Origin of the sequence: Roseomonas sp. GC11 (assembly GCF_024437745.1) — a bacterium.
Classification (GTDB): Bacteria; Pseudomonadota; Alphaproteobacteria; order Acetobacterales; family Acetobacteraceae; genus Pseudoroseomonas.
Genome location: NZ_JANFNY010000002.1, coordinates 117241 through 129517, shown reverse-complemented (window position 1 = coordinate 129517; position 12277 = coordinate 117241). Strand labels below are relative to the sequence as shown.

The window sequence follows — 12277 nt, the reverse complement described above, 5'->3', positions numbered from 1 at the left end:
CCGCGGCGTCGAGCCGCCCGGCGCGGTGGGCGGCATCCAGCGCCGCCAGCGCCCCGGCCTCCACCGCCGCCGCCCAGCCGCCGATCCCCGCCCCATCGCCGGCGATGGCGATGCGCGGGTCGCTGCTGGCGCCCCATTCATCCACCACCGGGCGCCAGCAGAGCTGCGCCGCGTCCCAGGCGTGCTCCAGCCCCATGGCGCGGGAGATATGGGTGGAGGGGATGACGCCCTCATGCAGCAGCAGGGTGTCGCACGCTGTGCCGCCGCCATCCCAGGTGAGGCGCTGCACGCGCCCTTCGCCATCGGCGCGCAGGCCCTGCACGCCGGAGACCACGCGCATCCCCGCCCGCCGGGCTTCCCAGATCAGGGCCATGCCCTTCAGCAGCAGGGCGCGGCCGCCCCACAGGCCGGTCCACAGCCCCTCCAGCGACAGGGCGCGGCGCAGCGCGCCGGGCGGCGTGGTTTCCAGCAGCAGGGCCGGGGGGGCGCCGGCCCGCGCCAGCTGCGCCGCCAGCAGCCACAGCAGCGGGCCCTGCCCGGCCAGCACCAGCCGGCCCTGCGGCACGAGCCCGCCCTGCTTCAGCAGGATCTGCGCCGCGCCCGCCGTCATCACCCCGGGCAGCGTCCAGCCGGGGAGGGGCACGGGGCGTTCCTGCGCGCCGGTGGCCAGCAGGATGCGCGCCGCCCGCACCTCGCCCGGGCCATCCGGGCCGCGCAGGGAGAGGGTGCCGCTCCCGGCATCGATGTGCCAGACCGTCGTCTCCGGGCGATAGGCGATGTTGGGCATGGCGCGGAAGCGGCGCGCGAGGCGGGCGCCCGCCGTGGCGTATTCGCCGCGCAGGGCGGGGTCCGCCGCCGCGCGCTCCACATTGCGGAAGATCTGGCCGCCAGGGGCGGGCTGCTCGTCCAGGACCACCACCGAGAGGCCGAGGCCCGCGGCCTCCAGCGCCGCGCTCAGGCCCGCCGGGCCAGCGCCGAGGATCGCCAGATCAAACATCATCGGGTGCGTCCTGTGCGGGGGAAGGGAAAAGGAAAAAGGAAAGGGCGGGGGGAAAGGAATTTCCCCCCGCGCCCCCCAATCTTTTTTTCTGTCAGGGGGCTGGTCACAGGGGGGCGCGGGCGCCGCGCTGGGGGGCGATGCGCATGCCGGGGGAGACCGTCACCAGGCAGCTCTGGCGGTTCGGGGTGCCGTCGATCTCGGCGAGGCAGTCGAAGCAGACGCCCATCATGCAATAGGGCAGGCGCGGCGCGCCGGTGACGGGGGTCTCGCGCAGGGCGGGCAGGCCCGCCGCCAGCACGGCGGCGGCGGCGGAGGCGCCCTCCGGCACGCGCACCGGGGTGCCATCCACCAGCACCTCCACCGTCGCCGGGCGGGTGTCAGGCCGCGTTGCGAACATCGAAGCGCCTCGCAGAGAAAGGGGTCATCTCAGGATCCAGGGCGCCGGCGGCGATCATCGGCGCCAGGCGGTTGGCATGGGTGCCGGCCAGCGTCACGCCGGAATGGCAGTTGGCGGTGAAGGCACCGGGGAAGCGCTCGGACTGGTCGTAGATCGGCAGCCCGTCCGGCGCCATGACGCGCAGGGCGGACCAGGCGCGCACCAGATTCAGCTCGGCGATCCAGGGGAAGGAGAGCACGGCGCGCTGCGCGATGGCGCGCATGATCTCGGGCTTCTGGCCCAGGTCGAACCCCGCATCCTCCTTGCTGTCGCCGAGCAGCAGGGCGCCTTCCTCCGTCTGGCGGATGGTGGTGCAGGGCATGGGCAGCACCTGCCGCGCACGCTCCGTCACCAGGATCTGCCCGCGCTCGGGCCGGACGGGGGCGGAGAGGCCGAAGCGCGGGGCGAGTTCCGCATTGCCGAGGCCGGCGGCGAGCACGAGGCGCGGCGCGCGGTAGGTGGTGCCGCCGGCCTCCACGCTGAAATCATGCGGCGCCGCGCTGCTGCGCTCCACCCGCGCATTGGGCTGGTAGCGCCCGCCCAGCCCGGTGAAGCCGGTGTGCAGCGCGCGCAGCAGGAAGAGCGGGCTGGCATGGCCGTCATAGGGCGTCCAGCTCACCCCCACCACCTTGGGGCCGAGGCCGGGCAGCATGTCGCGCGCCTCGGCGCCGCGGATCATGCGGTATTCCATGCCGAGATTGCCGGCCTCGCGCTGGAGGCGGGCCATCTGGGCGCCGCGCTTCTCGAATTCCTCCTCCGAGAGGCAGAGATGCACGCCGCCCGGCTGGTGCAGCCCGGTGCCGAGGCCGGTGCGCGCCGCGAGATCGGCCGCCAAAGCGGGCCATTCCTCGGCCGAGCCGCGCGTCCAGCGCTGGTAATGCGGCGCGCCGAGGCCCTTGGACTGCACCCAGACCAGCCCGAAATTGCCCCGGCTGGCGCGGAAGGCGATATCGCCCTCATCCAGCAGCAGGGTGGCGAGGCCCTGGCGTTGCAGGCCATAGGCGATGGCGGCGCCCACCAGGCCGCCCCCCACCACCACGGCGTCGAAGCTCTCGGTTCTCATGCGCGGGGGGTCTCCGTCAGCGGGCGGGCTGCTCTGTCCTGCGTAGAACCCTTGGCCCCGGCAGGCAACGCCCCGCCGCCGGGCAAAAATCCTGCCGCCGCATCAGGCTGGTTGTCTTGAGAGGGGCTTTGCCCCTCTCAAACTCTCCCCACCAAAGGCCTGAGGCCTTTGGAAACCCAACGGAAGGCGGGTGCAGGGGACCCTGTCCCCTGCTGGGGGAGTTTGAGGGGGCAAAGCCCCCTCAAGGCCGCAGGCGGCCCTGAAAGCAACTTGCGGCATGGCTATTGCTCTGAAATCTTGCCGCGACTTTCGGAGAGGCAGGGCAACGATGCGCATCACCATCCTGGGCGCCGGCGTGATCGGCGTGGCGAGCGCCTACTGGCTGCAGAAGGCCGGCCATCAGGTGACGGTGGTGGAGCAGCGCGAGGGGGCCGGGCTGGAAACCAGCTGGGGCAATGGCGCCATCATCCATGTCAGCTCCGTGCAGCCCTGGGCGGCGCCGGGCGTGCCGCTGAAGGTGCTGAAATGGCTGGGGCAGGAGGATGCGCCGATGCTGCTGCGCCTCTCCGCCCTGCCGCGCATGTGGCGCTGGGGCCTGGATTTCCTGCTCGCCTCCCGCCCGGCGGCGCATCAGGCCGGGGCGCTTTCCAACCTGGAGCTGGCCCTGCTCTCCGCCCGCAGCATGGCCGAGATCCGCGCCGAGACGGGGGTGGAGTATGATTGCGCCACGCAATGCGTGCTCAAGACCTTCGCCGATGACGAGACGCTGGACGCCGCCCAGGCCGCGCATCTCGCCCTCGCCCCGCACGGGCTGGTGACGGAACGGCTGGACCGCGAGGCCTGCGTGGCGCGCGAGCCCGCCCTCGGCCCCGTCTCCCACCGCATCGCCGGTGGCCTCTACTTCCCGCAGGACGAGGTGGGGGACTGCAACAAGTTCAGCCAGGGCCTGGCCGCCTGGTGCGCGGCGCGTGGCGCCACCTTCCACTACGGCACCCGCGTGCGCGGCATCATCACCCAGGGCGGGCGCGTCGCTGCCGTTTCCACCAGCCTGGGCGAGATCGAGAGCGATGCCGTGGTGGTGGCCCTCGGCAGCCACTCGCCGTCGGTGCTGGCGCCGCTCGGCATCCAGGTGCCGGTCTATCCGGTGAAGGGGCTTTCCGTCACCACGCCGCGCAGCGTCTGGCCGGAAGGGCCGCGCATGGCCATCCTCGACGACAGCCGCAAATTCGCCCTGACCCCGCTCGGCGACCGCTACCGCATCGTCGGCTCGGCCGAGGTGGCGGATTACGACACCACCCCCTCGCCGCGCCGCATCGCCGCGCTGATGCGCAATGTGGGCGAGCTGTTCCCGCAGCTGGCGCTGGCCGACTCGGCGCCGGGCGCGGTGCGCTGGGCCGGGCTGCGGCCGATGGTGCCGAATGGCCGGCCCTGGATCGGCCCCACCCGCATCCCCGGCCTCTACCTCAACACCGGGCATGGCCATACCGGCTGGACCATGGCCGCCGGCTCCGGCCGCCGCCTCGCCGGCCTGCTCGGGGATCGCGCGAACGAGATGGCTCCGCTGGCGTGACAACTGGCCGGTTTCTTGCTGACCTTCCCGCAAGACATGCCGCCAAGGCATGCCGGGAGACAGAAGGGGACCGCATATGAGTGAGCAGGATGACACCAAGCCCAGCCTGGAGCGCCGTGGCCTGTTTGGCATCGGCGCGGCGGGGGCGGCCCTCGGCGGCGCGGCGGCGCTGCTCGCGCCGCGGGCGGCCCTTGCCCAGGCCGTCGGCAAAAGCCGCCTCTATACCATCAAGGAACGCGGCCGGCTGATCGTCGGCACCGGCAGCACCAACCCGCCCTGGCATTTCGAGGGGCCGGACGGCAAGCTCCAGGGCATGGATATCGACCTGGCCCGGCTGCTGGCCAAGAACCTCTTCGACGATCCGAACAAGGTCGAGTTCGTGCTGCAGGGCTCCGACGCCCGCATCCCCTCGCTGATCACCGACAAGGTGGACATCGTGGTGCAGTGGATGACCGTCACCGCCGGGCGGGCGCAGCAGGTGGAATTCACCATTCCCTATTACCGCGAGGGCGTCTCGCTGCTGCTGCTGGCGCGCGGTGGCAAGTACAGGAACTTCGACGAGATGAAGGCCGCCGGCAATGCCGTGACGGTCGGCGGCATGCAGAACGTCTTCCTGGAGGAGTGGATCCACAAGGCCCTGCCGCAGGCCAAGGTGGACGCCTTCGAAAGCCCGGATGCCACGCTCCAGGCGCTCAATGCCCGCCGTGTCGATGCCTACCTGGCCGACCAGTCCGCCGCCCGCTGGCTGATGCAGCAGGCGCCCGGGCGCTTCATCGATGCCGGCTATGGCTGGATGCCCAATTCCTACGCCTCCGCCGTCAAGCCCGGGGACCCGACCTGGCTGAACTGGGTCAACACCGTCTACAAGGAAGCCATGATGGGGGTGGATTTCGATTACTTCGCCGCCTCCTACAAGAAGTGGTTCGGCATCGAGCTGCCGACGCCCAAGGTGGGCTTCCCCAGCGAATTCGCCTGAGCGCGGCCAGGGAGGGCGCCGCCCTCCCTGGACCCTCCCGCCGGGGGAACTGAGTTCCCCCGGACCCCCGCATCCGCGCGCCAGGGCTGGGCATGATCGATTATCATTTCGACTGGAGCGTCATCAGCCGCAACAGCGGCCGCTTCGCCGAGGCCCTCGGGCTGGGGCTGGGGCTGGCGGTGCTGTCGCTGGCCATCGGCTGCGCGCTGGGGCTGGCCTGCGCCTATGCGCGGCTCTCGGGCAAACCCTGGCTGGCATGGCCGGTGCGGGGCTATGTCGAACTCATCCGCTGCACGCCGCTGCTGCTGCTGATCTTCTTCATCTATTTCGGGCTGCCGGAACTCGGCCTCTACGGCATGGACAAGTTCCAGAGTTTTGTGCTGACCCTCTCCCTCTATGCCGGGGCCTATATGTGCGAGGTGTTCCGCGCCGGCCTCGCCTCCATCCCGAAACAATATGTGGAGGCGGCCAAGGCCATCGGCCTGCGGCCCTGGCAGCGCCAGCGCTGGGTGGTGCTGCCGGTGATGATCCGCATCACCCTGCCCAGCATCAGCAACAACCTCATCTCGCTGTTCAAGGACACCTCGCTGGCGGCGGCCATCGCCATCCCCGAGCTGACCTTCACCGCGCGGCAGATCAACGCCAACACCTTCCGCGTCATGGAAGTCTGGCTGACGGCCAGCGCCCTCTACCTCGCCACGGCCTGGCTGCTCGCCGCGCTGCTGCGCCGGGTCGAGCGCCGCTACGCCAGCATCCGCTGAGAGGCCCGGCCGCCATGGATCTGCAACCCGGCGATTTCCTCTTTGAACTCTGGCAGGCGCGCTTCTCGCTCTGGGCAGGCATCGTGGCGACGGTGAGCAGCTCCGCCCTCACCATCCTCGCCTCCACCCTCTGCGGCACGCTGCTCGGCCTCGTGCTGGCCTATGGCGGGCCCATCGCCCGCGCCCTGGCCAGGCTCTATGTCGATGTGCTGCGCGGCATTCCCGTGCTGGTGCTCATCCTCTTCACCTATTACGGGCTGGCGCTCTTCGGCATCAACGTGCCGGCCTTCTGGGCGGGGGTGATCGCGCTCTCCGCCTTCGCCACGGCGCATGTGGCGGAGACGCTGCGCGGCGCGGTGGAATCCGTGCCCGCCGGGCAGATGGAGGCGGCCAAGGCCATCGGCCTGCGCTTCCCGCAGCGCCTGCGCGACGTCATCCTGCCCCAGGCGCTGCGCCGCATGCTGCCGCCCTGGGTCAATACCGGGCTGGAGGTGGTGAAGGGCACCACCCTGCTCTCCGTCATCGGCGTGGTCGAGCTGCTGCTCGCCAGCCAGCAGGTGATGGCGCGCAACTACCTCATCATCGATTTCTACCTGACCGCCGGGGCCTTCTACCTGGTGATCAACGCCGCCATCGCGCAGCTTGGCGCGGCGCTGGAGCGGCGCTTCTCCTATCTGCGCTATTGAGGGAGGGCCGCATGGCCGGGAATGTGCTGCTGCAGGCCCGCAAGGTCCATAAGAGCTTCGGCGAGACCGAGGTGCTGAAAGGCATCGACCTCGATGTGGCGCAGGGGCAGGTGGTCTCCCTGATCGGCGCCTCCGGCTCCGGCAAGACCACCTTCCTGCGCTGCGTCAACCTGCTGGAGGAGCATGACGCGGGCGAGATCCTGCTGGATGGCGAGCCGGTCGGCTACCGCATGGAGGGCGGGCGGCGGAAGCGGCTGAGCGAGGCCGCCATCTCCGCCCAGCGCGCGCGCATCGGCATGGTGTTCCAGCAGTTCAATCTCTTCCCGCATCTGACGGCGGAGGAGAATGTCATGCTGGGCCTGACCAGGGTGCTGGGCAAGCCCAAGGCCGAGGCGCGCGAGATCGCCGGCCACTGGCTGGCGCGCGTCGGGCTGGAGGCGCGGCGCGGCCACTACCCCTATCAGCTGTCCGGCGGGCAGCAGCAGCGCGTGGCCATCGCCCGCGCCGTGGCCATGCAGCCGCGCCTGCTGCTCTTCGATGAGGTGACGAGCGCCCTCGACCCCGAGCTGGTGGCCGAGGTGCTGGCGGTGATGCAGCAGCTCGCCGAGAGCGGCCAGACCATGCTGCTGGTCAGCCATGAGATGCTCTTCGTGCGCGATGTCTCGCACCACGTGGTGTTCATGGATCAGGGCCGGGTGGCGCAGGCGGGGCCGCCGGCGGAGATCTTCGGCAACCCGGAGAGCGAGCGGCTGCGCAGCTTCCTCGGCCGCTTTCACGGCCTTTTCGCCTTATAAGGCGTGGCTGGCTTGAGGGGGCTTCGCCCCCTCAAACTCCCCCAGCAGGGGACAGGGTCCCCTGCACCCGCCTTCAGGGGGGCAGAGCGACCACATGGCCACCGGCGCCCCGCCCGGATGCGCCGCCCCGCTGTGCCACGGGACGGCGGCAGCCCGAAAAAAATTACTTCGGAGCCTTCACGTTCATGGCGACGGTGTATTCGTCCGCGCGGGCCTCGTAGGTCAGGCCGCCGCGCATCGCCCAGATGTTCTTCTGCATGTGCAGCGTGATCAGGGCGACATCGTCCATGGCGACGCGCATCGCCTTCTTGAAGATCTCCTCGCGCTTGGCGTCATCCGCCGTGCGCAGGCCCTCTTCCACCAGCGCGTCCACATCCTTGTTGGTGTAGCCGCTGAAGTTGACGGTGCCGAAGCCCTTCTCCGGGATGCGGGTGGTCAGGTTGCCGCGCAGCGCGCTGGAGGGCTCGCCCGAGGTGGCCCAGCCGATCAGCATGGCGCCGATCTCGTTCTTCGCCTGGCGCTGGGCCAGGACGGAGAAGGGCACGGCCTCGACCGTCGTCTTGACGCCGATGCGCTGCCACATCTGGCCAATGGCCTGGATGATCTGCGCGTCGTTGACGTAGCGGTTGTTGGGGCCGGTCAGCGTGATGCTGAAGCCGTTCGGATAGCCGGCCGCGGCCAGCAGGGCCTTGGCGCGGTTCAGGTCATAGGCCGGGGCCGGCAGGTCGGCCACATAGCCATTGGCGCCGGGCGGCATCATCTGGCCGGTGGGCAGGCCGGCGCCCTGCATCACGCGGTCCACGATGCCGGCGCGGTTGATGCCGATGGACAGCGCCTGGCGAACGCGCAGGTCCTTCAGCGGGTTCTTGTCCAGCTTCTCGCCATTCGGGCCGCTGATATAGGGCGAGTTGCCGTCGCGCGCCGTGTCCAGCTTCAGGTAGATCGCGCGCAGGCTCGGGATCTCGGAGAAGCTGATGCCCTGGGTGGTGCGCAGGCGCGGAATGTCGGAAGGCGGCACGACGTCGATCATCTGCACGTCGCCCGACAGCAGCGAGGCCACGCGCACGCCGTCATTGGTGACGAAGCGGTAGACGACTTCCTGCCAGTCCGGCTTCTCGCCCCAGTATTCCTCGTTGCGCGTCATCACGACGCGGTCATCCGGGGAGAAGCTCTTCAGCCGGTAGGCGCCGGTGCCGATCACCGCCTTGCCGTTGTTGAAGTCGCCGGTGGAGACGTTATCGCCCACCGCCTTGCAGATGATGAAGACGTTGTTCAGGTCCTGCGGCAGCAGGGGATAGACGCCATTGGTCTTGAAGCGGATCGTGTGGGGATCGACGATCTCGCTGGCGATGATGGCGCGGGTATAGATCGAGAAGGAGCCCGGGCTGTTGATGACGTTGGGCACGCGCTTCAGCGTGAACACCACGTCCTCGGCCGTGAACTCCTGGCCGTTGCTGAACTTCACGCCACGGCGCAGCTTGAACTCCCAGGTGCTGTCATCCAGCATCTTCCAGGATTCGGCGAGGCCCGGCACCAGCTTCGCCTGCGCGTCGCGGTGGACGAGCTTATCGAAGAAGTGCTCCGCCACCATGTTGTTGGGGGAGAGCGTGTGGTAATGCGGGTCGAGCGAGGTGGGCGGGGCCGCGACGGCCAGGCTCAGCGTCTGGGCGGCGGGGCCCGCGGCGCGCGCCGGGCCACCGGCTGCCAGGGCGGCGGCCGAGAGCGTCGTGGCCAGCAGGGCGCGGCGGCTCAGCGCGGCGCGGGTGACGGGGCTCTGCATCAACATTCTCCGAGACAGTCTGTCGTGTGAAGGCCGGGTTCCTGCCCGCCGCCTGTGCCGGTGGCTTGGGGCGGGGGATTGGCGCATGCGGGGCGGGCCTCGTCAACGGGTCGTGAACTCCCCCTTGCCCCCTGGCGGGAAGCTTGCTGCACTCCGCTTGGGCGCGCTGCCGCCGCGCCGTGCAGATAGCAGGGGCAGACCGCAGGGGATGGATGACCAACCCGAATAGTTTCGAGGGCCGACCGGAGAAGCAGGCGCGCTGGGATGGCCGCTATATCGGCCTGGCCCACCATATCGCCCAATGGTCGAAGGACCCCCGCGCCAAGGTCGGCGCCGTGCTGGTGCAGCAGCGTTTTTCCCGCATCGTCGCCACCGGCTTCAACGGCTTCCCCGCCAATGTGGAGGACAGCGCGGAACGCCTCCAGAACAAGGCGCGCAAGCTCCAGATGATCCTGCATGCCGAGCAGAATGCCCTGCTCCATGCCGGGCGGGACGCGCGGGACTGTGATGTCTATGTGGTGGGCAAGCCGGTCTGCAATGTCTGCGCGACGCTGCTGATCCAGTCCGGCGTGCGCCGCGTCATCGCCGCCGCGCCGCGGCCTGGCACTTCCTCCTACTGGGACCAGGTGGGGCTGCTCGCCATCGAGATGATGCGCGAGGCGGGGGTGGAGTTCGTGCCCATCTCCAGCGCCCAGCTCGACGCCATCGGCCTCAACCGGGACGAGGCCCGCGCCGCCGAGGACCCCTATGCCGCGCGGCAGGGGGTGTTTGATTTTGGTTTGTTTGAATAGTTTAGGTTGCTTGAATGGAATATCATCTTCTTTTTCTGAAGAAAAAGAAGCAAAAAGACTTTTTCAGGCTGCCGCCGTCTCCCGGCACGGCGGGATGCTGCACTGATAAAAGTTTTTTGGTTCTTTTTTTCAAAAAAGAACATTTTTTCTGAAAATTCCCTGGCTCCGCGCGGGTCTACCGCCCGGGGTGGCATCGGCGCTATATCCCCCCTCCCGGATGGCGCGTGCGGAGTGAAGCCCTTGCAGAACCTTGATTCTTCTCAGGAGACCGGCCCGGCGGCCGAGGCCCGGCGGCGGCGCACCTTCGCCATCATCGCCCATCCGGACGCCGGCAAGACGACGCTGACGGAGCAGCTTCTGCTGCTGGGTGGCGCCATTCAGATCGCCGGCGCGGTGCGCGCCAAGGGGGAGCGCCGCCGCACCCGCTCGGACTGGATGAAGATCGAGCAGGATCGCGGCATTTCCGTCGCCACCTCGGTGATGACCTTCGAATATGCCGGGCAGGTCTTCAACCTGCTCGACACCCCGGGCCACGAGGATTTCTCGGAGGATACCTACCGCACCCTCTCCGCCGTGGACGCTGCGGTGATGGTGATCGACGCCGCCAAGGGCATTGAGAGCCAGACCCGCAAGCTCTTCGAGGTCTGCCGGCTGCGCGATATCCCCATCGTCACCTTCATCAACAAGATGGACCGCGAGGCGCGGGAGCCGCTGGAGCTGCTCGACGAGATCGAGAAGACCCTGGCGCTGGACGTGACGCCGGCCACCTGGCCGATCGGCTCGGGCGGCACCTTCGCCGGGGTCTATGACCGGCACGATACCAGCCTGCGCCTGATCGCCGAGGGCGGCGAGCGCGCCGTGGCGCTGGAAGGGCCGGAGGATGCGCGCATCGACGCGCTGCTGCCGCATGGCCAGGGCGATGTGCTGCGCGAGGGCATGGAACTCGCCTCGGTCTATCCGGATTTCGACCTGGCCTCCTTCCGCGAGGGGCATCTGACGCCGATCTATTTCGGCAGCGCGCTGCGCGGCTTCGGGGTGAAGCACCTGCTGGACGGGCTGGCGCAGTTCGCCCCGCCGCCCTCCGCCCGCAAGGCCGATGTCCGCACGGTGGAGCCGGAGGAGGAGAAGCTCACCGGCTTCGTCTTCAAGATCCAGGCGAACACGGACCTCAACCACCGCGACCGCGTGGCCTTCCTGCGCATCTGCTCCGGCCGGCTGCGCAAGGGGGCGCGGCTGAAGCAGGTGCGCACCGGCAAGAGCATTCCCGTCAACGCCCCGCTCTTCTTCTTCGCCAAGGAGCGGCAGGTGGCGGAGGAGGCGTGGCCGGGCGATGTGGTGGGCATCGCCAATCACGGCGTGCTGCGCATCGGCGATACGCTGACGGATGGCGAGGAGCTGAATTTCCGCGGCGTGCCGAGCTTCGCGCCCGAGATCCTGCGCCGCATCCGGCTGGACGACCCGATGCTGGCCAAGAAGCTGCGCAAGGCGCTGGACCAGCTGGCCGATGAGGGCGTGGTGCAGGTCTTCCGCCCGATGGATGGCAGCCAGCCGGTGGTGGGCGTGGTGGGCCAGCTCCAGCTCGACGTTCTGGCCAGCCGCATCCAGGCCGAATATGGCGTGCAGGTGGGCTTCGACGCCACGTCGTGGTCCACCATGCGCTGGGTCTCGGCCGAGGACCGCACGGTGCTGGAGCGCTTCCTGCGCACCGCCCCGAGCCAGATGGCCGAGGACCACGACAATGAGCCGGTGGCCTTCTTCACCTCCGACTGGGGCCGCCGCCGCGCCGAGGAGGAGTGGCCGCAGCTGAAGTTCCTCTCTCTGCGTGAGCAGCACGGCGTGGAATCCGGCACCAACTGAAGAAAGTTTTTGGTTCTTTTTTTCAAAAAAGAACATTTCTTCAGGAAGACACCCACTCCGCGAAAGCGGGGTCCCGCAGAAGCGCCTCGCGCATGCCGTGGACGATGCCCTGCTCCAGCCGCGCGCTGGCGCCGGGCAGATCCTCCGGCAGGGGCACGGGCTGGGCGCGATGGCCGAGCACGGCGCCGAGCCAGAGGGGCGGCTCCACCGCCTCGGGCGTCAGCAGCAGCAGGGAGCAGCGGGCGGGCAGGCGGGAGAGCGCCTCCTCCACCACATGCCGGGCCTTGCAGGGCCGGGCGAGGCGCCGGGCGGCGAGGGTGCTCCACCCCGCCCGCAGCGCCGCGGCATCGCGCAGCCCCAGCAGGCAGAGCGCGGCATCCTCCGCCACGCGGGCGCGCAACAGCGCGAGGAGGCCGGGCGCCAGCCCTGCCTCCTCCACCACCAGGCATACAGAACTCCAGGCCGAGGCCGGCTTCAGTTCGTCGAGGCCGGCCCCCGTCGCATGATCCGTCCAACCCATGGGCGCGCTCCGGGGTGAGAGAGGCGATGGGCCGTCGTGGTGG

General features: G+C 69.5%; 12 protein-coding genes. 7 read left to right on the top strand and 5 right to left on the bottom strand.

From position 1 onward, the window contains the following. The 3 genes from NON00_RS01450 to NON00_RS01440 all read right to left on the bottom strand — a co-directional run. On the bottom strand, positions 1 to 1000 hold a 1000-nt coding region (locus NON00_RS01450), incomplete at its 3' end, for an NAD(P)/FAD-dependent oxidoreductase (RefSeq protein ID WP_256016831.1). Between the two features lie 103 nt (positions 1001 to 1103). Next, the gene (locus tag NON00_RS01445) at positions 1104 to 1397 is read right to left on the bottom strand and encodes a (2Fe-2S)-binding protein (protein WP_256016829.1); all 294 of its coding nucleotides are present in this window, start codon (positions 1395 to 1397) and stop codon (positions 1104 to 1106) included. Continuing rightward, positions 1378 to 2499 carry an FAD-binding oxidoreductase gene (locus NON00_RS01440; protein WP_256016826.1) on the bottom strand — a complete coding sequence of 374 codons (1122 nt, stop codon included), beginning with the start codon at positions 2497 to 2499 and terminating at the stop codon, positions 1378 to 1380. Before NON00_RS01440 ends, NON00_RS01445 begins: the two co-directional genes overlap by 20 nt. A 259-nt stretch (positions 2500 to 2758) precedes the next feature. Between NON00_RS01440 and NON00_RS01435 the strand changes: the two genes are divergently transcribed. From NON00_RS01435 to NON00_RS01415, 5 genes are all read left to right on the top strand, one after another. After that, complete coding sequence (locus NON00_RS01435) at positions 2759 to 4069, top strand: D-amino acid dehydrogenase (protein WP_370688650.1); 1311 nt, start codon at positions 2759 to 2761, stop codon at positions 4067 to 4069. Positions 4070 to 4145: 76 nt separating this feature from the next. Next, positions 4146 to 5045, top strand: coding sequence for a transporter substrate-binding domain-containing protein (locus NON00_RS01430; protein WP_256016820.1), 900 nt, complete (start codon positions 4146 to 4148; stop codon positions 5043 to 5045). Positions 5046 to 5140: 95 nt separating this feature from the next. After that, on the top strand, positions 5141 to 5806 hold the full coding sequence (locus NON00_RS01425) for an amino acid ABC transporter permease (protein WP_370688649.1): 666 nt from the start codon (positions 5141 to 5143) through the stop codon (positions 5804 to 5806). Between the two features lie 14 nt (positions 5807 to 5820). Then, positions 5821 to 6492, top strand: a complete 672-nt coding sequence (locus tag NON00_RS01420; RefSeq protein ID WP_256016815.1) for an amino acid ABC transporter permease — start codon at positions 5821 to 5823, stop codon at positions 6490 to 6492. Positions 6493 to 6503: 11 nt separating this feature from the next. Continuing rightward, a complete protein-coding gene (locus tag NON00_RS01415; protein ID WP_256016812.1) occupies positions 6504 to 7286 on the top strand; it encodes an amino acid ABC transporter ATP-binding protein in 783 nt (260 codons plus the stop codon). Positions 7287 to 7449: 163 nt separating this feature from the next. Here NON00_RS01415 and NON00_RS01410 read toward each other — a convergent pair whose 3' ends face one another. Then, positions 7450 to 9066 (bottom strand): ABC transporter substrate-binding protein, encoded by a 1617-nt coding sequence (locus NON00_RS01410; RefSeq protein WP_256016809.1) that lies wholly within the window; start codon positions 9064 to 9066, stop codon positions 7450 to 7452. Between the two features lie 212 nt (positions 9067 to 9278). Here NON00_RS01410 and NON00_RS01405 point away from each other — a divergent pair, with 212 nt between their 5' ends. Together NON00_RS01405 and NON00_RS01400 are read left to right on the top strand one after the other, a co-directional pair. Further along, a complete protein-coding gene (locus NON00_RS01405; protein ID WP_256016806.1) occupies positions 9279 to 9857 on the top strand; it encodes a deaminase in 579 nt (192 codons plus the stop codon). Between the two features lie 240 nt (positions 9858 to 10097). Continuing rightward, the gene (locus NON00_RS01400) at positions 10098 to 11714 is read left to right on the top strand and encodes a peptide chain release factor 3 (protein ID WP_256016803.1); all 1617 of its coding nucleotides are present in this window, start codon (positions 10098 to 10100) and stop codon (positions 11712 to 11714) included. A 40-nt stretch (positions 11715 to 11754) separates the two neighbouring features. Here NON00_RS01400 and NON00_RS01395 read toward each other — a convergent pair whose 3' ends face one another. Continuing rightward, entirely contained in the window at positions 11755 to 12234 is a 480-nt protein-coding gene (locus NON00_RS01395; protein ID WP_256016801.1) for a hypothetical protein, read from the bottom strand. Between the last annotated feature and the right edge of the window lie 43 nt (positions 12235 to 12277).

Coding starts and splice junctions, on each gene's coding strand:
- NON00_RS01445 (WP_256016829.1), bottom strand. CDS start 1,397: ATGTTCGCAACGCGGCCTGACACCCGCCCGGCGACGGTGGAGGTGCTG.
- NON00_RS01440 (WP_256016826.1), bottom strand. CDS start 2,499: ATGAGAACCGAGAGCTTCGACGCCGTGGTGGTGGGGGGCGGCCTGGTG.
- NON00_RS01430 (WP_256016820.1), top strand. CDS start 4,146: ATGAGTGAGCAGGATGACACCAAGCCCAGCCTGGAGCGCCGTGGCCTG.
- NON00_RS01420 (WP_256016815.1), top strand. CDS start 5,821: ATGGATCTGCAACCCGGCGATTTCCTCTTTGAACTCTGGCAGGCGCGC.
- NON00_RS01415 (WP_256016812.1), top strand. CDS start 6,504: ATGGCCGGGAATGTGCTGCTGCAGGCCCGCAAGGTCCATAAGAGCTTC.
- NON00_RS01410 (WP_256016809.1), bottom strand. CDS start 9,066: ATGCAGAGCCCCGTCACCCGCGCCGCGCTGAGCCGCCGCGCCCTGCTG.
- NON00_RS01405 (WP_256016806.1), top strand. CDS start 9,279: ATGACCAACCCGAATAGTTTCGAGGGCCGACCGGAGAAGCAGGCGCGC.
- NON00_RS01395 (WP_256016801.1), bottom strand. CDS start 12,234: ATGGGTTGGACGGATCATGCGACGGGGGCCGGCCTCGACGAACTGAAG.